Consider the following 19,419-nt stretch of genomic DNA (forward strand, 5'->3'; position numbering starts at 1 on the left):
ACGTCCGGCTTGAGACCCTCAAGTCGAACGACGCAACCGATGGAGCGACTACACGAGCACCCGGGCCGGGACGTGCCGATCCCCCGAGGCCAGCCAGGCCGTCAGGACGGCGGCCGGCACCGGCGCCTGGTGCAGGAAGCCCTGGACGGCGGTGATCCCGGCCCGCCGGACGAACTCGGCCTGGGCGGGGTCCTCCACGCCCTCGGCCACCGTCTGCAGCCCGAGCCGGTCGGCCATCTGCGCGATCGCCTCGATCACCGCCTGGTCGGCGTCCACCGTCGCCGCGCCCGCGACGAACGACTTGTCGATCTTCACGACGTCGACCGGCAGGCTGCGCAGCGTGGTCAGCGCCGAGTAGCCGGTGCCGAAGTCGTCGACCGCGATGCCGACGCCGAGCCCGGCGAGGACGTCGAGGGTCGCCTGCACGGCCGGGGCGTCGAGCACGGTCGACTCGGTGATCTCGACGATCAGCCGCTCGGGGGCCAGCCCGTACGCGGCGAGGCAGTCCCGGACGACGGTCACGAACTGCGGGTGCGCCAGCTGGGACGGCGAGGCGTTGACGTGCAGCGCGACGTCCTGGTCGCCGTCGGACCAGGCGGCGGCGTCGGCGCAGGCCCGGCGCAGCACCTGCTCGCCGATCGGGATGACCACCCCGGTCTGCTCGGCGACGTCGAGGAACTCCGCCGGCGACAGCAGCCCGCGCACCGGGTGCGCCCAGCGCACCAGCGCCTCGACCGCGAGGCAGCGGCCGTCGTCGGTGGCGACGATCGGCTGGTAGTGGACGACGAACTCCCCCGCCACCACCGCCCGCCACAGCTCCGCCTCGAGCGCCGAGGTGTCGGAGAGCAGGGCCGGCGAGAACACCTGCACGCGGTTCTTGCCGGCGGCCTTGGCGGCGTACATCGCGATGTCGGCGTGCTGCACCGCCTCGGTGCCCGTGGCGCCGGGTTGCAGGCGGGCCAGGCCGGCGCTGGCGCCCACCTGGGTGCGCCGCCCCTCGAGGGTGATCGGCGCCGACAGCAGCTCGACCAGGCGCTGGCTGATCCGGCGGGCCTCGTCCTCGCCGGCGTCGTCCAGCAGGACGCCGAACTCGTCGCCGCCGAGGCGGGCGCAGAGGTCCGCGTCGCGCAGCGCACCGAGCATGCGCTCCCCGACGTGCCGCAGCAGCTCGTCGCCGGCGGCGTGCCCGAGCCCGTCGTTGACGACCTTGAAGTCGTCGAGGTCGAGGAAGACCACCCAGCTGCGGCCGGTCGCGTCCTGCGCGGCCTCGTCGAGCGCGGCGGTGAAGGCGGCCCGGTTGGCCAGCCCGGTGAGGGCGTCGGTGAGCGCCTGCACCTCGAGGTCGCGGTGCGCCTCGCTGCTGCGCATCGCCAGGGCCACCTGGTTGTTCAGCGACTGCAGCGCGGTGACCGCCTCACCCGGGACGCCGTCCGGCGCCCCGACCAGCATGGAGTGCCCGGGGAAGAGCGCGGAGTGCCCGGGGAACGCGGGCAGGGGCATGCGCAGCCACTGCCCGGTGAAGCCGGCGGCCGCGCCGAGCAGCCCCGGCCGCGGCACCTCCTCGACGGCGTCGCCGGTCGCCGGCAGCAGCTCCCGCGGCAGCGAGCGCAGGTCGCGGACGAAGTCGCCGGCCCGTTCGACGACGCGGAGGCCCTCGTCCCCGTCGTCGGCGACGGCCAGCACCCGCAGCCCGGGCGTCATCCGGCAGACCTCCTCGACGGCCCGCCACCCGTGCCCGCGGATCGCCAGCGGATCGGTCAGCCCGAGCAGGTTCGTGCCGAGCTCGCGCAGCGCGGCGTCCCGGCCCCGGGTCTGCTCCCGCGCGAGCATGCCCAGCGCCAGGTGCCGGGCGCCGACGAAGGTGAGGCCCAGGACGGGGAGGGCGCCGAGCACCGGTCCGGCGGGGGTCGACGCGGGGTGCCCCGGGACGACGCCCCACGCGAGGGTGGCCACCACCAGGGAGGCGCCCAGCCCGACGGCGTAGGCGCCGACCCGCCACGTCCGGCCGTACATGGTGCGGAACCACATGGCCGGGAAGACGATCCCGTAGGCGACGGCCGGCATCGGGCAGGCCAGCGCGAACGCGGTCGCCGCGAGGACGTCGACCACGTCGAACGCCGGCGAGGCCGCCCGGGACCGGTAGCGGTGCGTCCAGGAGGCGGCCAGCGACAGGCAGGAGACGGCGACCAGCACGAGGGTCAGCGGCTCGGGCTCGGCGATCGCGCCGGGAGCCGTGAGCAGCAGGGAGACCAGCGCGATCGCGTAGAACAGCCACCGGGTGTGCTCCACCGGCTCGGTGGGCCGCGCCAGGTGCCGTCGCGCTCGACGCCACAGCGTCGCGGCGGCGGTGCTGCTCATCACGGTCCTCGGGTCGGCGGTCAGGGCCTGACATCGCTGTCGGCCTGGCCATCGACCTGCCGCGGGCAGCACTGAAGGCCGCCGGGGACGACTCACCCCGACGGAGTGGCACCACTCCCCCCGCATGCGACCCCCGTGAGCGCCCTCCGGGACGGCGACCCGGAGGGCGGTGCGGCAAAGCTAGCGCCGCCCGGCGTCGACGGCGACCGGCTCGCGCTTGGCCCGCTGGTGGTGCATGTCCCGCGGCGTCGTCAGCACCACCCGGGTGCGCTCGTCCAGCTCCGCCGGGTCGAGCAGCCCCCGCTCGGCGAGCAGGGTCTCCAGCGCCTCCAGCCACCGGTCGTAGTAGCGCCAGTCCTCACCGGTGCCGGCGTCCTCCCAGGCCCGGATGGCCGCGATCAGCGCCTGCTGGAACTCCGGCCAGTCGTACTGACCGCCCTGGTGCGCGGCCACTGCGAGGGCGAACGCGCGGATCTCCCACGCCGTCTCGAAGGCGACGTCGCCGTCCTCGGGCCGGATCTGCTCCTGGTGCGGCAGCTCCAGGAGCAGGTGCTCGACCCGGCGCCGGGCGGCCTCCCGGTCGTCCGGCGACGTCATGCGTGCTCGGGAGCCAGCGGCTGGCCGACGCCGATCAGCGAGTCGCGGGTGACCAGCTCGGCGAGCTGCTCCTCCGACGCGTTCTCGGTGCCGGCGGGCCGCTGCGGCAGGACGAAGTAGCGCAGCTCGGCGCTGGAGTCCCACACCCGGATCTCGACGTCCTCGGGGACGCCGAGCCCGAAGTCGTCGCGGAGCACCGTGCGCGGCTCGCGGACCATCCGCGCGCGGTACGGCGGCGCCTTGTACCAGTTCGGCGGCAGCCCGAGCACCGGCCACGGGTAGCAGGAGCACAGCGTGCAGACGATGACGTTGTGCACCGTGTCGGTGTTCTCGACGGCGATCATGTCCTCGCCCTGCAGCCCGCCGATGCCGAGCTCCTGGCAGGCCTCGGTCGCGTTGGCGAGCAGCCGCGCCTTGTACTCGGGGTCGGTCCAGGCCTTGGCGACGACGCGGGCGCCGTGCTGCGGGCCCACCTCGTTCTCGTAGATCTCGGCGAGGCGGTCGATCGCGTCGGTGGTCATGACGCCCTGCTCGATCAGCATCGACTCGAGCGCCTTGACGCGGGCGGCGATCTCCTCCTCGGAGCGCTGCGCGGACTTGGGGATCGGCAGCGGGGTCTCGGTGGTCATCCGGCTTCTCCTCTGTGGTCAGGCCTGCTCGAGGTAGGGCTCCCAGACGTCGAACGTGACCGTCGAGTTGGGGTCGCCGTGCTCGCCCCACAGGTCGGTGGCGGTGAAGACGACGGTGTAGACGTGCTGGGGGTCGTCGCCCCGGCCGTTGCCGGCGCTGTCGGGGTAGATGAACGTGCCGTGCGCGGCCTGGATCGTGCCGGTGCGGCCGCGGATGTAGCGGGCCCGGCGGGTGTGGCCGAACGGGCTGTCGTCCTTGACGCGGACCCGGTCGCCGACGGAGAACCTCGCCGGCTTGTCGGACTCGCGGCGGGCCGGCACACCCTGGCGGACCAGCGTCTCCATGAACGCGGCGAGCTCGGGGTCGGTCTTCTGCGGCACCGGGGCGTCGGGGTTGTCGAGGTAGTACTGCGTGCGCCGCTCGAGCTCGTCGGGGTCGATGACGCCGGCCTTCACCGTGTAGTGCGTGGCGGTGTGCAGCCAGTGCTCGTAGTAGGGCGAGAGCAGGTACTCCGCCGGGTGCATCTGCTCGATGCCGTAGCGGAACTCGTCGACGCCGAAGTAGCCCTTGACGGCGTTGGTCGGGAACAGGGCGAAGCAGACCTTCTCCCAGTCCGCATGCCAGACCGGTTCGTCCTTCTCGGTGACGACGGGACCCAGCCCGTCGGTGCCGCCGAGATCGTGCACACCGTTCATCCGCTTCTCCTCCGCTCGGAGCACGGTGACCAACAGGGGTGGTGAGGGTCAGCAGACACCCGAGGGCGGAGCGATGTCCAGATGCCGGTCAGGGGAGCTGGACGAAGTGCTCGCCGTCCCAGTGCCAGCGCACGGTGATCGGCAGGGAGGGTCCGCTCGCGTGGCTGTCGTCGGGCCCGTAGGCGTGCATCCGCGCGACGACGTCGCCGTCCTCGATCGACAGCCCGTCCGGGTCGTACACGGGAGCCAGGATGGTGTCCTTGCGCAGGGCGCGCGGGCTGGGCAGGACGCCGAGCTCGTCGCCGTCGGCCGCGTAGACGTGGGCCTCCTGGAGCAGCCCGTTCGACGGCTGCGGTGAGCACAGCAGCAGGACGGCGGTGTCCGGCCGGCCGTCGCCGTCGACGTCCCCGCTGGATCGGTCCTCGAAGGCGACGTCGAAGTGGTCGTAGCCGGTGCTCTTCTCGGCCGGCACCCGCGCGGCGCCGTCCTTCAGCGTGGCCCGGAAGCCATCCGGGACGACGCCGTCGCAGGTGATCGTGTAGGTGGTGTTGCGCCAGTCGGTCGGGGCGCTCGGAGCGCTGTCCGTCGGGCCGCAGGCGGCCAGCAGGACGGCGGCCACCGCCACCTGGGAGCCGATCCACGCCCTGGACATCCGGCGCCTCCCTCGGAGACGTCCTTCCGGAACCGATCGTCCCACCGCGCCGCCGCCGGGGTCAGGGGTTCGGGCACGCGGACCACCTGTGCGGCAGCGGTGTGCGGAGGGTCAGCGGCACGCCGGGGCCTCGCCGGTGACCTCGCGCCGGGAGGGGGGCACCGGTAGCTGACCCCTGCGTCGGCTGGTATCGAGAGGGGTGGACGGCGCGCAGACGGCGGCGCGCGTGAAGCGTTCAGCATGGGAGCGCCCGATGGCCGTTCGGCACGCCAGGTTCGCGGCGGCTGCCGCGACGGCGGGTCTCACGGCAGCAGCCCTGCTCGCGTTCCCCAGCCAGGTGACCCCCGCGGTCGGCTCGGCCTCGGCGTGGTGGTCCAGTGCCGCGTTCACGAGCAAGCTGCAGTCCGCGTCGGTGTCGCCGATCGAGCCCAGCGTGGCCGCGGAGTTCGCGGCCGGAGATGCTGCCCTCCCGCCGGCCGCCCCGCCTCCGGCAGCGCCGGCACCGGCGCCGGAGCCCGCGCCCGCCGCCGCCCCGGTCTCGGCACCCGCACCCGCACCCGCCCCCGCTCCCGAACCGGAGTCCCAGGCCGTGGCGGTGGACGCCGCCCTCGCGTCGGTGCTGACCGCCAGCGGCATCCCCGCCACCGCGCTCGACGCCTACACGCGCGCGGCCGAGGGCGCCCCGAGCGGTTGCGGGATCGGCTGGCCGCTGCTCGCGGCGATCGGGCGGGTGGAGTCCAACCACGGCCGCTTCGGCGGAGCGACGCTGTACACCGACGGGCTGTCGGCGCCGCCGATCGTGGGCATCGCGCTCACCGGCATCGGCACCGCGCTGATCACGGACACCGACGGCGGACGGCTGGACGGCGACGCGGTGCACGACCGCGCCGTGGGGCCGATGCAGTTCATCCCGTCGACATGGCGGTTGTTCGGCCGCGACGGCAACGGCGACGGCCGCGAGGACCCGTTCAACATCTACGACGCGGCCGCCGCGGCTGCCACCTATCTCTGCCGGGCGGGCGGGGACCTGTCCTCGACCGCGGGCCAGGCCCGGGCGGTGTTCGCGTACAACCACTCGAGCAGCTACGTGGCCATCGTGCTGGGTCTGGCCGCGAACTACGCCGGGGGCGAGCCGCCGGTCCTGCCGCCGACGGTCGTCGAATCGACGCCACTGCCGCCGGCCGCTCCCCCTGAGCCGCCGGCGATCGAGGCCGCGGCGGCTCCGCCGGCACCGGCACCCGAGTCGCCCCCACCGCCCTCCCCTGAGCCGCTCGCCACTCCCTCGGAGCCGGAGACCACGACCCCGGAACCCACGACCCCGGAACCCACGACGCCCGAGCCGACGAGCCCGGAAGCCACTTCCACGGAGCCCACGACACCGGAAGCCGCTTCCCCGGAGCCGACGACACCCGAGCCGACGACACCGGAACCCACGACGCCCGAGCCGACGACGCCGGAGCCCACCACACCAGCACCCACCACCTCGGAACCCACGACCCCGGAGCCGACTTCTCCCGAGTCGACGACCCCGGAGGCGACGCCGACCACCACGCCGCCGGCCGCTACGCCGACAACGCCGGCACCGGAGAGCACCACACCGGATCCGCCTGCGGACAGCACGACGCCGACCCCGACCCCGACGCCCACGCCCACGCCCACGCCCACGCCCACGCCGACCCCCACCGCAGAGTCCTGCCCATCGGTCACCGTCGACGTCCTGAACACGACCGGTGATCCGGCGGTGGCGACCGAGGCGGCCGACCTCCTCGCCGCTCCCGACGTGGTTGTCGGCACGGTCACGACCACCGGCGACGCCGCAGCGAGCGCGATCCTCTACCCCGCCGCCGAGCAGGAGCAGGCGTCGCAGCTCGCGGAGGCCCTCGACGCCGCGGACCTCCTCCAGCCCGGCGACGTCCCGCACATCACCGTCGTCCTCGGCCCCGACGGCCTCGAGTCGCTCCTGACCGCGCTCGAGCAGTTCGCAGGCCTCCCGGCGCCCGCCTGCTGATCCGGGCACGCTGTCCCCGTGGCGCACGAGGACGCTCCCCGCTGGCCCCGACCGGCCGGCTCTGGCCCGGTCGTCGCGCTGGGCAAGCTGGTGGCCGACCAGGTGCTGGAGCTGTCCGCGCCCCTGGTGGTCGGCGGCCAGCAGCGCGTCGTCCGGACGGCGACGGCGGGCGGGGCGCCGGCCAACGTGACGGCGAACCTGGCGCGGCTGGGGATGCCGGCGCGGCTGGCCGGCTGGGCCGGTGCGGACCCGCTGTCCGACGGGCTGCTCGCGGAGCTGGTCGGGCGAGGGGTGGAGACGGCGCTGGTGCGCCGCGGGCGGACGCCGCTGTCGACCGTGCTGGTCCATCCGGACGGCGAGCGCACGCTGCTCACCGACCGCGGCGAGGGCGCGCTCGAGCCGGCCGACGTCCTCCCCGGGTGGGTGGCCGGCGCGGCCGTCGTCCACCTGGACGGCTACGACCTGCTGCGCTTTCCCGAGGCGCTACGGGCGGCGGCGTCCCTGGCGCGGGAGCACGGTGTGCCGGTCAGCGTGGACGTCGCGGCCGCCACGCGGATCCGGCGCCACGGCGCGGACGCCTACGTCGAGCTGCTCGCCGCGCTGCGGCCCGACGTCCTGTTCTGCAACGCGGCCGAGGCGGAGGAACTGGGGCTGACCGGGTGGGCGCCGGAGCTGGTGCTCGTGCACGCCGGCGCGCGGCCGACCCGCGTCGTGACGCGGACGGGCGGCTGGCAGCTCCCGGTGGAGCCACTGCCGGAGGGCCAGCTGCGCGGTACGACCGGCTGCGGCGACGCGTTCGCCGCCGGCGTGCTGGCCGGCTGGCGCGCCGGGGCCCCGGTCGTGGACGCCGTGCGCGCGGGCCACGCCGCGGCCGCGGTGGTCGCCGGCGTGGTCGGCGCCCAACCGCCGCCGCGCGGGTCTACCTCCGGTTGAAGATGCGGCCTCGGGGTTGAAGGCTTGCTACCCGGAGGTGTTCCGCATGCCCGCCGACGTCCCGATCCTGCTGCTGGACGTCGACGGCGTGCTCAACGCCGTGTGCCCGGACCTGCCGGAGGGCTGGCAGCGGGGCACCTACAACGGGTTCGTGCTGTCCTGGGACCCGACCGTCACCGCCCGGCTGCGGCGGTTGCACGAGTCGGGCCGGGTGGAGATCCAGTGGCTCACCACCTGGACGACGGACGCCGACGGGCTGCTCGCCGAGCCGATGGGCCTGCCGCGCGGACTGAAGACCCACGACCGGGACGACGCCACGCCGGAGGGCTTCCTCGGCCGGCTGGGCGGCATCTCCGACTGGTGGAAGCTGGGCGCGGCCCGGAAGGTCGCCGAGGCCGAGCCGGACCGGCGGATCGTCTGGATCGACGACGACCTGGCCGAACAGGCCGCCGAGACCGGGGACTGGCTGGCGGCGCATCCGCACGTGCTCGTGGTGGCGCCGGACCTCTTCGCCGGGCTCACCCACGAGCAGCTGGACGAGATCGAGGCCTGGCTCTGACCCCGGGTCGGGCTACCGCGACTCGACGTTGTCCGGCGCCCCGGGCACGGGAGGCTGCCGCCGGAAGCCGGGGTCGAACCGCTGGGTGAACTCCAGCGCGTCCTCGTCGTCGGCGGCGTGCCGCCCGATCCGGGGCATCTTGAACTCCGCCGTCTCGTCGAGCAGGTGCTTGCCCACGATCGCCGTCCTTTCACGTTGGGTATCGACCAGCGTACGGAACGCAACTGAACCGGCGCTGTGTTCCGCCGCGTGTCCTGTCAGGCGGTGGCCACCGAGCCGCTGCCGTTGGGAACCAGCTCCACCCAGGTCGTGCCGGGTGCGAGGGTCACCGGGGCGCCGTCCGCTGAGGTCAACGTCACGCGGTCGCCGGTGCCGGGCTTGGACCAGTTCGCTGCGACCGTGTGGCCGTTCGAGGCGACGAGGGCTTCCCCTTCGCCGGTGAGGAGGGTCTCCGGGACCGGGTTGCCGGCAGGGTCGCGGGCGTCGGTCTGGACGACGTCGACCCGCAGGACGACGACGTTGGCGGCGCCGATCTGCCCGCCGTCCGCCTCGACGGCCGGGGTGCTCCCCTCGGCGCGCAGCCAGCGACCGTCCGCGCCGCTCCAGGTCCAGCCCGGGGTGCTGATGCCGGACAGCGTGAGGTTCAGGGCGGCGGTCGGCTGGCCGGCGGCGACCGCGGTGGGCTGCTCGTCGGTTGCGGCGTAGTCGAACTGAGCCTCCGGTGACTCGCCGTGCGCGGCGTCGGCCTGGTCGACGAGGGTCTGCGGCACCGCGTAGACGTTGTGCGGGGCGACGCGGGTCGTCGTGCGGTGGAAGCCGTCGGCGCCGGCGTCGTTGCTGAGCACCTGCAGTCCGGCTGCTGCCACGGCGTCGACGTACTGCCGCTGCCCGCCGGAGAAGGCCAGCAACCCGTGCAGGGGCGCGGCGATCGCGGGGTCCATCGGCCGGATCGACCGCACCGGGCCGATCTCCGGCGGGAGGTTCGAGTGGTAGACCGCGACGAATCGCGTGATGCCGCCCTCGACGACCTGCTCCCACACCATGTCGGCGGCGTTCAGCCCCGTCTGCGGGCGGGCGTCGACCGAGTTCTCGATCTTCACCGCGAGCGCCGGACGGTCGGCGACTGTGTCGACGGGGACGCCGGTGAGGGGCCAGGTGGGTCCTGCTGCGTCCGAGCCGAAGAAGGGCAGCGCAGGCAGGGGCTGACCGGCCGCCTGCCATCCCAGCACTCCGGCCGTCACCAGCACCACGAGCAGGACCGCCCGGAAAGCGCGCCTCGACCGGGAACGGCGACGCTTCGCCGGCTGCCGCTTCTTGGACCGGGAACTTTGCTTGGCTCGGGAGCCCTTGCTGGGTCCGGAGCGGCGCCGGGGCGCGGTGGACCTGGGCACGTCAGGGCTCCCTGGCTCGGCGAGGCGTTGCCTTTCCCGTATCGGCATGGCCGGTCCGAACCAGCACCCTCGACTCAGCAACACGGCGATCCGCGCGCAGGGCTCCCAGACGTCACCAAGACCTTCACCGCGGCGCTTCGCCGTCAGTGGCGTCCACCAAGGTGGTGTGCGACGGCCCCGGTGAGTAGCGGGCCTTGCACGTAGAGGCGGCCACCGCGTGATCTTCTGGATACCTTCCACAGCCCCAGGAGTTCGACGCGATGACCGCCCCTTCCAGTATCGACCCTGCCCGCTTTCTGGACGAGCAGCTGGCCCAGGCCAGCCCTGACCTGCTGCGCCAGATGCTGACCACGTTCATCAACACGCTCATGAGCGCCGAGGCCGACGCGGTCTGCGGCGCGGAGTACGGCGCCCGCTCGGCCGAGCGGACCAACGTGCGCAACGGCTATCGGCTCCGGGAGTTCGACACCCGCGCCGGCACGCTGGACGTGGCGATCCCCAAGCTTCGGTCGGGCAGCTACTTTCCCGACTGGCTGCTCGAGCGCCGCCGCCGGGCGGAACGGGCGCTGACCACCGTGGTGGCCACTAGCTACCTGCTCGGCGTGAGCACGCGCCGGATGGAGAAGCTCGTCGAGTCCCTCGGGATCACCCGGCTATCGAAGTCGCAGGTCAGCGAGATGGCCAAGGACCTCGACGCCCAGGTCGCCGACTTCCGCCACCGCCCGCTGGATGCCGGCCCGTACACGTTCCTCGCCGCCGACGCCCTCGTGCTCAAGGTCCGCGAGGGCGGCCGGGTGGTCAACGTGCACGCCCTGGTCGCCACCGGGGTCAACGCCGACGGGCACCGGGAGATCCTTGGCCTGCAGGTCACCTCCGCCGAGGACGGCGCCGGCTGGCTGGCCTTCTTCCGCGACCTGACCGCCCGCGGCCTCACCGGGGTGCAACTGGTGACCTCCGACGCTCACCGCGGTCTGGTCGACGCGATCGGCGCCACCCTGCCGGGTGCGGGCTGGCAGCGCTGCCGCACGCATTATGCGGCGAACTTGATGGCGGCCACGCCGAAGGCGTCCTGGCCGTGGGTGCGCGCGCTGCTGCATTCGGTCTATGACCAGCCCGACGCGAACTCGGTGCACGCCCAGTTCGACCGGGTCCTCGACGCCCTGACCGACAAGCTGCCCCGGGTGGCCGAGCACCTCGAGCGGGCGCGAGCCGACGTGCTGGCCTTCACCGCCTTCCCCAAGGAGGTCTGGCGGCAGATCTGGAGCAACAACCCCTCCGAGCGGCTCAACCGGGAGATCCGCCGGCGCACCGACGTGGTCGGCATCTTCCCCGACCGGGACGCGCTCATCCGCCTGGTTGGGGCGGTGCTGGCCGAGCAGCACGACGAATGGGCCGAAGGCCGCCGCTACCTCGGACTCGACGTCCTCGCCCGCTGCCGCATCCGACCCGTCACCGACACCGCCGACGCCACCGAGGAGGTGACCACCCAGACGACGATCCCGGCGCTCAGCGCCTGACCCAACCGAAGATCACGCGGTAGTCGTCACACACCACGCCAGCGGGCTTGACCTCGCCGTCCGCTCCCTACGACCAGCGATGTTGCGATATGGGGCTGGACCACCATCCGCTGCGAAGAGCGACACCTCGGCCGTTGAGGCTGTTGTGCCGGTGCCAGGGTGATGACGCCAAGCGCGACGACGCGATCCCAGACGAGTCCAGCGCCACACCGGACACTTGCGGACCAGGCCCGTTCCGACTTGCACACCGGCTGCCGATGAGTCCGGCGCCACACCGCTCACCTCAACGGGAGATCACGATGTCCAAATCTGGACGGTTCCGCTTCGACGGCGGCGCAGCGACCTACGTCGGGACTGCCATCCTCGGCGGCCTCGTCACGGTCTTCACGCTCGGCATCTGCTACCCCTTCGCGATGGTGCTTCGCGAGCGCTGGCGGGCCAAGCACTCCTTCATCGACGGCTTTCAGCTCGTCTTCACCGGGTCGGCGACCGGCCTGTTCGGCAACTGGCTCAAGTGGCTGTTCTTGAGCGTCATCACCTTCGGGGTGTACCTGATTTGGGTCGGCCCGCGGATCTCTCGTTGGAAGTGGGAGCACACCGACTTCGACCGGAGCCGTCAGCCGCTTCCGCTCATGGACGCCTTGCCCGTCGCCGCCGTGCCGGTCCTGCCCGGATACGCGCCGGCTGCGCTGCCCGGCCACGCCTGATCCAACGCAACGGCTGCCACCATTGGGGTCTCACGGGCATTCGCTGTCCGTGAGACCCCAACGCGTCGGGTCGGCTGGGCCTACTTCGGCGTGCGGACGGAGGCGTCTACGACCGGGCGAGCGCGCTCTTCGCGCATTTCCGCGACGAGGCCCCGCGCGGGGTCAACATGGCGAAGATCAGCAAGGTGCTCCACCTCAAGCGACCTGCGCTGATCCCTCTCCTCGACAGCCACCTCGAGCGCAGATATCGCAGGCTCGCACGTCAGGCCGTCCTGCAGCACCCGAGCCGTGGGCACAGGCGCATGTGCTGGGCCGCGATTCGGGACGATCTGCTGCTCAATCGTGAGTGCCTTGTTGCGCTGAAGGAGAGGTGCGCCGCGGATGGGGCGAAGAAGTCCGCAGGGTGGCACGCCTGACCGATGTGCGAGTGCTGGACATCCTTACCTGGTGAGGGCCGCCTCAACCGCACCATGGCCGGCGGAGAGGGCGTCGCCAAACTAGGTCAGAAGCGGAAGAGCCCGGGGGGGCACGCCGCGCCGGTTGATCTCCCCAGGCGGCTCACCGTGATCACCCGGTGGTCGAACCTGGCTCGCCGCGCACCTGCTCGTGATTGCCCGGACCCGTTCGCCGGGCTCACCCACGAGCAACTGGACGAGATCGGGGTCTGCTGAACGGATGACCGTGCCAGTTGGGCCCTACGGTTTCGGAATCTCCCGACGAAAAGGCCCCGCCTCAGCCGCGTGAAGTCCTAGTGGCCCTTCCCCGCTGCGGCTCGCCGCTGGCTGGGTAAGGACCGTGGCGCCGGAGCAACTGATGCCGCTCGCTGAGCTGTTCGCGGTGATGGAGTCGCGCGGCCGTCCCACCAAGTCACAGGACTCCGGCGGCTATCTCTGAGACCGCCGCCGGCTGTCCGTATCGACGAACTGGAGAACCAGGCCTGTGCCCGCTGACCGCCTGTCCTTCGACGAGACCGTCGCCCCACGTATCGCTGGATCGGTCGGGATCAGCGCCCGGGTGACCGGGCCGTCGGCGCGCTTCTCCTGGTTCGCGGACGGCGACCGCTGTCTGGTCGTCGCCGGACCGCAGGAAGGGGACGCAGTCCAGCTCGCTCTTGCGTACGGGATGACATGGGCTGCTGACCGGCGCCTGGTCTTGGCCCTGCCCCGTGGCCACTGCGCCGCGACGACGCAGCGGCTGCCCTGGTTCCGCGCCGCGAGACGACCCGAGCTCTGGTTGTTCGACGGCGAAGACGTCGAACAGATCGAGGGGATCGGGCGTGCAGAGAGCGTTTCTGCACTGCACGACCGGCTCGGCGGGCTGTCCCCGCGAAACGAGTTCACCGCGGCGGCAACCGCCCTGCACCTGGGCCCGCACGCGGGCGCAGTCGATGACCTCGTCGACTGGGCGACACGGCACCATGAGTTGGACGCCGCCCACCGCCAGAACGAGCGCTCGTGGCACTGCATGGGCCAGCGCGTGTTGTCGATCCGCCGTAACCGTGCCGGGCTCCGCGTCCTTGCCGGCATCCACGGGTCGACGGAGGACCGCGCGCCGGTGACGTTCGAGGTCAAAGCGGCCGGCATGACGGACGACGAGTTCGGGCGCGCCCGGACGGCGATCGAGGAAGCGATGTCCCGCCGGTTGACTCCAGAGGATCCGGCGCTGCACCGCCGGGACGAGCACTGGTTGCAGGCGGTACTCCGCCGTTTGCCGTCGCTGGTCGGCATCGAGCAGCCCGCGCTCCGCGAGGTGCCCGCGTGGCGACCGCGGGACACGGGCGCCGAGTGGAGCCGCGGATACATCGATCTCGTCGGGCTCGACGGTCATGGCGACATCCGGCTGGTCGAGACCAAGCTGAGCAGCAACGACGACCCGCTGCTCGTGCTGCAGGGATGGGACTACCTCACGTGGGCCCGCGCCTACCGGGAGGTGCTCGGGGATCGGTTAGGCGCCTCCCCGGACGCGGGACTTCTCCTCCATCTGGTCATCGGATCGGGGGCTGACGAGGCCGTTGGCCTGTCCCGGTTCGCTCCGGCTCTGCTCAGGGCTCTGGACGATGACGTCGACTGGACGGTGCAAGGCGTGCACGACTGGTTCGGACCTGATGCACGCCCGCGAGCGGCGGCCGCGCCTGCCGGGACGATCCCAACTGAGTGGACGTCTGCACCCCGACGGACGGGCGACAACGGCTTTCGTGACGACTGCCGGGCCACAGCCACCAAATGGAAGGCCTCGACGTCGACGCTGCCGGAGCAGGCCCGCCGCCCGGCGGCGTGGTGGGGCGGCGACCCCAGCGCAACCTACGATTTCTGCTTGCCGGCCGAGATCTCCGCGTACAACCTGCTGCCGGACGTGCGGGACGAGGCGCTCGCGCTCTTCGCCGAGCTGCAGATCCCCTGGCACCGCGGGGTCGGCAGCGCCCCAGGAAACCATCTGCTGTCCTCGCAGGTGCAGTGCGTCAATGCGCTGGCCCGCATGGTGCGGGATCCGGCGCCGCTCATCGCTGCGTTCGGCGGCATCCTGGACATCGCCGAGGTTCTCCCGATCGAGCCGCAGCGGCTGGTGACCTTCGAGTTCATCGGAGAGATCGACGTGCTCGGCGAAGGGCGCGGAGGCATGCGGACCCGAGGTGCGCAGAACACGAGCGTCGACGCCGCCTTCCGCTACCGGACGTCACGCGGTGCGACGGGGCTGGCTCTGGTCGAGTGGAAGTACACGGAGGAGTACCGCCGCGGCCGGCCCGCAAAGCTTGCTGGCGATGCGGTCCGGCGTCAGCGCTACCTCCCGCTGTGGGAGGCGCCGGACGGCCCGCTCCGGACCGACGTGGTGCCCTTCGACGACATGCTGGCCGAGCCCTTCTACCAGCTGATGCGTCAGCAGCTGCTCGCGCACGAGCTGGAGAAGCGCGGAGAGCTCGACGCCGACGTGGTGCGCGTCGTGCACGTCTGCCCGGCGGCCAACACCGCGTACCAGGAGAGCCTGACGCGGGACAGCCACCGGCGGGTCGGCCGGACGGTCGATGAGGTGTGGACGCGGCTGCTCCGCCGACCGGACCGCTTCGTGAAGCTCGATTCCGAGGTCTTTCTGGATCCCGCAGCCACCTCCGCTGAGTACGTCCGCCGATATCGCGCCTAGTCGGGTGCGGTGACCGAGCGTGCTGTGGAGTTCCTCGCATTCGCCCTTGCTGCCTGCATATACGCGGTCACGGACGCCTCGTCGACGTCCGGTTGACGCCGGGTCACCCACTTCAGCAGCTCGGCCCGGCTGAACGGCTCGGGCATCGACTCGGAGGCCTGGCGGACCAGGTCCCAGATTGTGTCGGCCTGGGTCATCCCTGCGCTGCCTCCGTGAGCCGGTGAGCGACCGCCTGGCCGCCGACACGACGGATGAGTTCCATGTCCCCGCACACGACGAGCAGGTCGCGAGCGCGAGAGAGGCCGACGTAGAGCATCTCCCGGGCGCGGGCCTCGTCACGGAAGCCGTTGACCGCCAGCACGACGGCTGGCCGCTCGAGTCCCTTGAACCCGAGCACGTGCCCGTAGAAGAGGTCGTCGTCCTCCCAGTAGGTCGCCCAGTAGGCGTCCTGCCCCGCGGCCTGCCGCTCGACCTGCACCGGGTGCCGGCGGTGAGTGGTCAGCAGGGCCAGGGATTGGGGCGGCCAGCCCTCGTCGAGCAGCGCATCGGCGACGTCGTCCGCCGTCCCGACGGCGTCCTCGGTGGCGCACTGGACGAACCGGACCGGGACGCCGCTGCGCCCCCGGATCCGCATCTGCGACGGCGCGAGGCTGGAGAACGTGCCGGCGATCTGCTTGGTGTTGCGCAGGTTCTCGTTCAGCGGGATCGGCACCAGGTCGACCGTGGGTCGGCCCTGCCGGGCGAAGACCCGCTGGCCCTCGTCGGCGAAGACGTAGAGCGAGCCGCGCTCCGGGTCGCGCAGCGCGGCCAGGACGGCGGGCCACCAGCTCGCGGCGAAGTCCTGCGCCTCGTCGATGACGATCGCGTCGAACCGCTCCGGAAGCCCCTGCGCCAGGGACACCATCTGTGCCGGGAGGAACTCCTCCCAGTACGGGCTGTCGTCGTCCGAGCCCTCGGCCACGCCCCAGCCGATGCCGAGGTAGTGGAACGTGCCGACGTAGGCCGGCCGCTCCCTGCGCCGCAGCGTGCCGACCCGCCGCTTGAGGAACTCCGCCAGCCCGCGGGAGTAGCACATCAGCGCCACCCGCTGACCCGAGGCGGCCAGCCGGCGGGCCTTCTCCACCGCGAGCCAGGTCTTGCCCGACCCGGCCCCGCCGCGGATCTCGACCCGCGGCACGAGCTCCAGGCGGTCGAGCACGTCGGCCTGCTCGCGGGTGAGCAGGTCGCAGGCGGCCTCGCTCTCGGCGAGGCCGGCGACCAGGTCCTGCTGCGGGATCGACGACCCGAGCAGGCAGTCGACCAGGTCCTCGACGTCCTGGCGCAGCGGCGGGTCGGGCTGGTCGACCACCTTGCGCAGCGCCGCCTCGATCCGCGACGCCGCGAACGGGACGTCGGTCTGGTCGAGGACCATCCAGCGCGGCAGGTCGGGGAGGAAGAAGTCGTCGGGCAGCGTCGTCGTGGGCAGTGCGACGAGATGGGCGAGCCGGGGGGTGCCCTCGGTCCAGCGCGGGTGCTCGTCGAGGTAGGTGCGCAGCAGGTACCTGCAGGTGCGGGCCTGGTCGACCGGGTGGATCACCTTGTCCAGGCCGCCGCCGACCTGGTGCCACTCGCCCTCGGCGAGATAGACGCTGCCGCCCTTGACCTCGATCACGGCGATGCCGACGCCCGGCCAGGCCACGATGACGTCGGCCTCGCGGTCCTCCTTGCGGTCGCTGAACCGCTGCCCGCAGATCAGGACGGCGTCGTCGGGCAGGCTCTCCTGCAGCGCCTCGACGAAAAGCTGCTCGGCGGGCGAGCCGAAGACCGGCTCGTCGGGATACCTGCGCGCGGTCACGCGGGCGTCCCGGCGACCGACAGGGACTGCCAGAACACCACCTCGCTGATCACCCGGACGCCGAGCGCGCGAGCCTTGGTCGCCTTGCCGGACTGCGAGTGCGGATCAGCGCAGACGACGACGCCGGTCTGCTTGGAGACCGATGACATCGGCACCAGGCCGGCGTCGCGCGCGGCCTGCTCGAGCTCGTCGCGGGTGCGGCTCATCGCGCCGGTGAAGACGACCTTCGTGCCCGGCGGGAGGAAAGCGGTCTGCCGCGGCACGGACGCCTGAGCGGTTCCCTGGGCAATGGTCAGCGCGAGGGCGACGTCCATGCCCCCCATCCCGAGCAGGACGGCGACCCGGTGCAGGTCGGCGCGCTCCTCGTCGGTGACGACACCGTCCGCGTAGGCGGCGTTGGCCAGCGCCGCGAGGTAGAGCTGGTGTGCCTCCAAGACATCGCGGCGGCCGCAACCGAGCTCCTTGGCGATCGCCAGGAGCTGGTCGGCCTCCGGAGCACTGACCAGGCGATCCTCCAGCACCTGGTCGAGGACCGTCAGGTACGGCGCCATGGTCGGCGGGACGTCGTCCAGCACGGGCAGCGCCGCGACGAGCCGGCCGAGGTAGCCGTCGCGCTGCTGGGTGAGGGTGGCTGCGGTCTTCCGCGGCAGCGTGCGGCACTGCGGCCGCGACTCGCCCCCGGTGCCCGCGGCGTCGGTCAGCTCCTCCCAGGACGCGTCGAGCGCCTCGAAGCCCTCGTAGCTGCCGTCGTCGGCGAACTGCACCCGGACGCCGGCACCGGCGAGTGATGCCTCACCGAGGGAGGACGACAGCATGTGCAGCATCAGCTCGGCGGTGGCCCGGGCGTCGTGCAGCGCGGAGTGGTGGTGCCCGAGCGGGATGTCGGCGAAGCCGCACAGCGCCCGCAGCGACCGCGTCCCCGGGCCGAAGAACAGCGGGGCGAGCCGCATGGTGCACAGCGTGGGGGCGAGGTCGGCGGCGAGCCCGGCCCGCGCGAACTCGCGGGCGAGGAATCGCAGGTCGAACAGCGCGTTGTGCGCGACGACCACCCGGCCGGCGAGCAGCGAGCTCAGGTACGGGGCGATGTCGGCGAAGGTCGGTGCCTCGACGACGTCGGAGGCGCCGATGCCGTGGAGCCCGGTCGGGCCGACGTCCCGACCGGGGTTGAGGAGAGTCTCGAACTCGGCCTCGACCTCGCCGCGGTCGTCGAGCAGGACGACCCCGACCTCCACCACCCGGTCCGTGCGCGGCGACAGGCCGGTGGTCTCCACGTCGACGACGGCAACCGTCACGTCGGCTCCTCTGTGCTGGCGGCCTCGAGGGGCCGAATGGGTACGGCGCGCGGCGGACCCTGACACGGCCGAGTCGCGAAACCCGCGATTTCGAGCGGATGCGTCCCGCTCCTGTCCCACGAGCCTCAGACTGCGCGGGCGGCCCGTGTCCTCAGCTGCGCGAGGGCGGCGGCCTGCGCCGCTCTCCTCCGCCACGACGACAACAGGGAGCGCCGCGGGCTCGTCGAACAGCGCAACCGCGACGGCGTCGGGATCCGGCGGCGTCACGCCTCGAGGTCCGCGTAGGCCGTCTCGCACTGCCGGCAGATGCGTTCGGTGCCGACGAACCACTCCGGTGGATGGACCCCTCGGCAGCTGCGGCACCAGCGGAACGAGCGTCGCCGGCGTGCGGCGATCGCGTCCGCGGCCTCGGCGACGACCTCTGGCAGGAACAGCAGGTCCTCGCGGCCGAACCGCTGCTGGTCCGCTGACTGCAGCGCGAGACGGTCCTCGCCCCAGCGGGTCAGCGGCCGGGCGAGGACGAACCACGGTCCGACGACGCCGATGGCCACCTGGGCCGGCTCGCCGCTGACGAACCACTGCGCGTCGTCCTGCCCGGTGGTGGCGTCCTCCCGCCGCCAGCCCCGCCCGAGAGCCCGGACGACGTCGGCGTGCCGGACGGCGAACAGGTCGGCCAGTGCCTGCTCGTCGGCGGTGGGGTCGCCGTCGCGGCCCCATTCGAGCCCGCAGGATCGACACGCGAGGACAGGCATCTCCCCCGGCACCATGCAACCGCCGAGCGCCACCAGTCCGCGCTCTGCCAGTTGCATGGCCTCGACATCCGGCAGTCCCCAGATCAGCGGGACCGAGTCCTCCTTGCCGCACTGCGGACAGATCCGCCCCGCCTGGACGCCGATCGACTCGCTCATCTCACCCCCGTGCTTTCAGCCGTCCCCGTGACGGCCGGGGCGCGCAGAGTGTCACAGGCCACTGACATGCTCGACGCGCCGTCGAAAATCACGCACACGCCCGGGACGACTCGGAGTGGGCGCTGTACGCGGGGATTCAGATGGCATCCCGGAAGACCACCGCACCGCCCGACGTCGCGGCGATCGTCGCCGCCGGCCCGGCA

18 protein-coding genes are annotated in these 19,419 nt (G+C 72.7%); 7 read left to right on the top strand and 11 right to left on the bottom strand.

Going from position 1 to position 19,419, the window contains the following annotated elements; all coding sequences use genetic code 11:
- Positions 1-48: 48 nt before the first annotated feature.
- The 5 genes from AB3388_RS19625 to AB3388_RS19645 form a co-directional block, all read right to left on the bottom strand.
- Positions 49-2,358: a putative bifunctional diguanylate cyclase/phosphodiesterase gene (locus tag AB3388_RS19625; protein WP_495406997.1), complete on the bottom strand. Its 2,310-nt coding sequence runs from the start codon at positions 2,356-2,358 to the stop codon at positions 49-51.
- A gap of 180 nt (positions 2,359-2,538) precedes the next feature.
- Positions 2,539-2,955, bottom strand: a complete 417-nt coding sequence (locus AB3388_RS19630; RefSeq protein ID WP_495406998.1) for a nitrile hydratase accessory protein — start codon at positions 2,953-2,955, stop codon at positions 2,539-2,541.
- Positions 2,952-3,584: a nitrile hydratase subunit alpha gene (gene nthA, locus AB3388_RS19635; protein ID WP_495406999.1), complete on the bottom strand. Its 633-nt coding sequence runs from the start codon at positions 3,582-3,584 to the stop codon at positions 2,952-2,954. Before nthA ends, AB3388_RS19630 begins: the two co-directional genes overlap by 4 nt.
- Positions 3,585-3,602: 18 nt before the next feature.
- Positions 3,603-4,280, bottom strand: a complete 678-nt coding sequence (gene nthB / locus AB3388_RS19640; protein WP_495407000.1) for a nitrile hydratase subunit beta — start codon at positions 4,278-4,280, stop codon at positions 3,603-3,605.
- A gap of 88 nt (positions 4,281-4,368) precedes the next feature.
- On the bottom strand, positions 4,369-4,932 hold the full coding sequence (locus AB3388_RS19645; RefSeq protein ID WP_495407001.1) for a hypothetical protein: 564 nt from the start codon (positions 4,930-4,932) through the stop codon (positions 4,369-4,371).
- A gap of 199 nt (positions 4,933-5,131) precedes the next feature.
- Here AB3388_RS19645 and AB3388_RS19650 point away from each other — a divergent pair, with 199 nt between their 5' ends.
- From AB3388_RS19650 to AB3388_RS19660, 3 genes are read left to right on the top strand one after another with little or no spacing between them, the layout of a single operon-like run.
- Positions 5,132-6,940 (top strand): LytR C-terminal domain-containing protein, encoded by a 1,809-nt coding sequence (locus AB3388_RS19650; protein WP_495407002.1) that lies wholly within the window; start codon positions 5,132-5,134, stop codon positions 6,938-6,940.
- An 18-nt stretch (positions 6,941-6,958) separates the two neighbouring features.
- Complete coding sequence (locus AB3388_RS19655) at positions 6,959-7,873, top strand: carbohydrate kinase family protein (RefSeq protein WP_495407003.1); 915 nt, start codon at positions 6,959-6,961, stop codon at positions 7,871-7,873.
- 46 nt (positions 7,874-7,919) lie between these two features.
- The gene (locus AB3388_RS19660; RefSeq protein ID WP_495407004.1) at positions 7,920-8,432 is read left to right on the top strand and encodes an HAD domain-containing protein; all 513 of its coding nucleotides are present in this window, start codon (positions 7,920-7,922) and stop codon (positions 8,430-8,432) included.
- A gap of 12 nt (positions 8,433-8,444) precedes the next feature.
- On the opposite strand, the gene AB3388_RS19665 is transcribed toward AB3388_RS19660, so the two are convergent.
- Positions 8,445-8,609, bottom strand: a complete 165-nt coding sequence (locus tag AB3388_RS19665) for a hypothetical protein (protein WP_495407005.1) — start codon at positions 8,607-8,609, stop codon at positions 8,445-8,447.
- An 80-nt stretch (positions 8,610-8,689) separates the two neighbouring features.
- The gene (locus AB3388_RS19670) at positions 8,690-9,823 is read right to left on the bottom strand and encodes a DUF3048 domain-containing protein (protein WP_495407006.1); all 1,134 of its coding nucleotides are present in this window, start codon (positions 9,821-9,823) and stop codon (positions 8,690-8,692) included.
- Between the two features lie 260 nt (positions 9,824-10,083).
- Between AB3388_RS19670 and AB3388_RS19675 the strand changes: the two genes are divergently transcribed.
- From AB3388_RS19675 to AB3388_RS19690, 4 genes are all read left to right on the top strand, one after another.
- Positions 10,084-11,340 (top strand): IS256 family transposase, encoded by a 1,257-nt coding sequence (locus tag AB3388_RS19675; protein ID WP_495406347.1) that lies wholly within the window; start codon positions 10,084-10,086, stop codon positions 11,338-11,340.
- Between the two features lie 299 nt (positions 11,341-11,639).
- Positions 11,640-12,047 (top strand): DUF898 family protein, encoded by a 408-nt coding sequence (locus AB3388_RS19680; RefSeq protein WP_495407007.1) that lies wholly within the window; start codon positions 11,640-11,642, stop codon positions 12,045-12,047.
- 74 nt (positions 12,048-12,121) lie between these two features.
- Positions 12,122-12,463 carry a DUF6308 family protein gene (locus AB3388_RS19685; RefSeq protein ID WP_495411474.1) on the top strand — a complete coding sequence of 114 codons (342 nt, stop codon included), beginning with the start codon at positions 12,122-12,124 and terminating at the stop codon, positions 12,461-12,463.
- Between the two features lie 523 nt (positions 12,464-12,986).
- The gene (locus AB3388_RS19690; RefSeq protein WP_495407008.1) at positions 12,987-15,182 is read left to right on the top strand and encodes a PGN_0703 family putative restriction endonuclease; all 2,196 of its coding nucleotides are present in this window, start codon (positions 12,987-12,989) and stop codon (positions 15,180-15,182) included.
- Here the strand turns inward: AB3388_RS19690 and AB3388_RS19695 are convergent.
- From AB3388_RS19695 to AB3388_RS19710, 4 genes are all read right to left on the bottom strand, one after another.
- Positions 15,179-15,379 (bottom strand): DUF7669 domain-containing protein, encoded by a 201-nt coding sequence (locus AB3388_RS19695; RefSeq protein WP_495407009.1) that lies wholly within the window; start codon positions 15,377-15,379, stop codon positions 15,179-15,181. The two genes, AB3388_RS19690 and AB3388_RS19695, sit on opposite strands and share 4 nt — an antisense overlap.
- On the bottom strand, positions 15,376-17,016 hold the full coding sequence (locus AB3388_RS19700) for an NERD domain-containing protein (protein ID WP_495407010.1): 1,641 nt from the start codon (positions 17,014-17,016) through the stop codon (positions 15,376-15,378). The genes AB3388_RS19695 and AB3388_RS19700 overlap by 4 nt, the downstream gene beginning before the upstream one ends.
- A complete protein-coding gene (locus tag AB3388_RS19705; protein ID WP_495407011.1) occupies positions 17,013-18,308 on the bottom strand; it encodes an exonuclease domain-containing protein in 1,296 nt (431 codons plus the stop codon). Before AB3388_RS19705 ends, AB3388_RS19700 begins: the two co-directional genes overlap by 4 nt.
- A gap of 263 nt (positions 18,309-18,571) precedes the next feature.
- Entirely contained in the window at positions 18,572-19,216 is a 645-nt protein-coding gene (locus tag AB3388_RS19710) for a hypothetical protein (protein ID WP_495407012.1), read from the bottom strand.
- Positions 19,217-19,419 lie beyond the last annotated feature (203 nt).

Source organism: Geodermatophilus sp. SMS 5-13 (genome assembly GCF_059428245.1).

What these genes read in the sequence shown, in the direction of transcription:
- AB3388_RS19625 (WP_495406997.1), bottom strand. Translation starts at nt 2,358, where the DNA reads ATGAGCAGCACCGCCGCCGCGACGCTGTGGCGTCGAGCGCGACGGCAC.
- AB3388_RS19630 (WP_495406998.1), bottom strand. Translation starts at nt 2,955, where the DNA reads ATGACGTCGCCGGACGACCGGGAGGCCGCCCGGCGCCGGGTCGAGCAC.
- nthA (WP_495406999.1), bottom strand. Translation starts at nt 3,584, where the DNA reads ATGACCACCGAGACCCCGCTGCCGATCCCCAAGTCCGCGCAGCGCTCC.
- nthB (WP_495407000.1), bottom strand. Translation starts at nt 4,280, where the DNA reads ATGAACGGTGTGCACGATCTCGGCGGCACCGACGGGCTGGGTCCCGTC.
- AB3388_RS19645 (WP_495407001.1), bottom strand. Translation starts at nt 4,932, where the DNA reads ATGTCCAGGGCGTGGATCGGCTCCCAGGTGGCGGTGGCCGCCGTCCTG.
- AB3388_RS19660 (WP_495407004.1), top strand. Translation starts at nt 7,920, where the DNA reads ATGCCCGCCGACGTCCCGATCCTGCTGCTGGACGTCGACGGCGTGCTC.
- AB3388_RS19675 (WP_495406347.1), top strand. Translation starts at nt 10,084, where the DNA reads ATGACCGCCCCTTCCAGTATCGACCCTGCCCGCTTTCTGGACGAGCAG.
- AB3388_RS19680 (WP_495407007.1), top strand. Translation starts at nt 11,640, where the DNA reads ATGTCCAAATCTGGACGGTTCCGCTTCGACGGCGGCGCAGCGACCTAC.
- AB3388_RS19695 (WP_495407009.1), bottom strand. Translation starts at nt 15,379, where the DNA reads ATGACCCAGGCCGACACAATCTGGGACCTGGTCCGCCAGGCCTCCGAG.
- AB3388_RS19710 (WP_495407012.1), bottom strand. Translation starts at nt 19,216, where the DNA reads ATGAGCGAGTCGATCGGCGTCCAGGCGGGGCGGATCTGTCCGCAGTGC.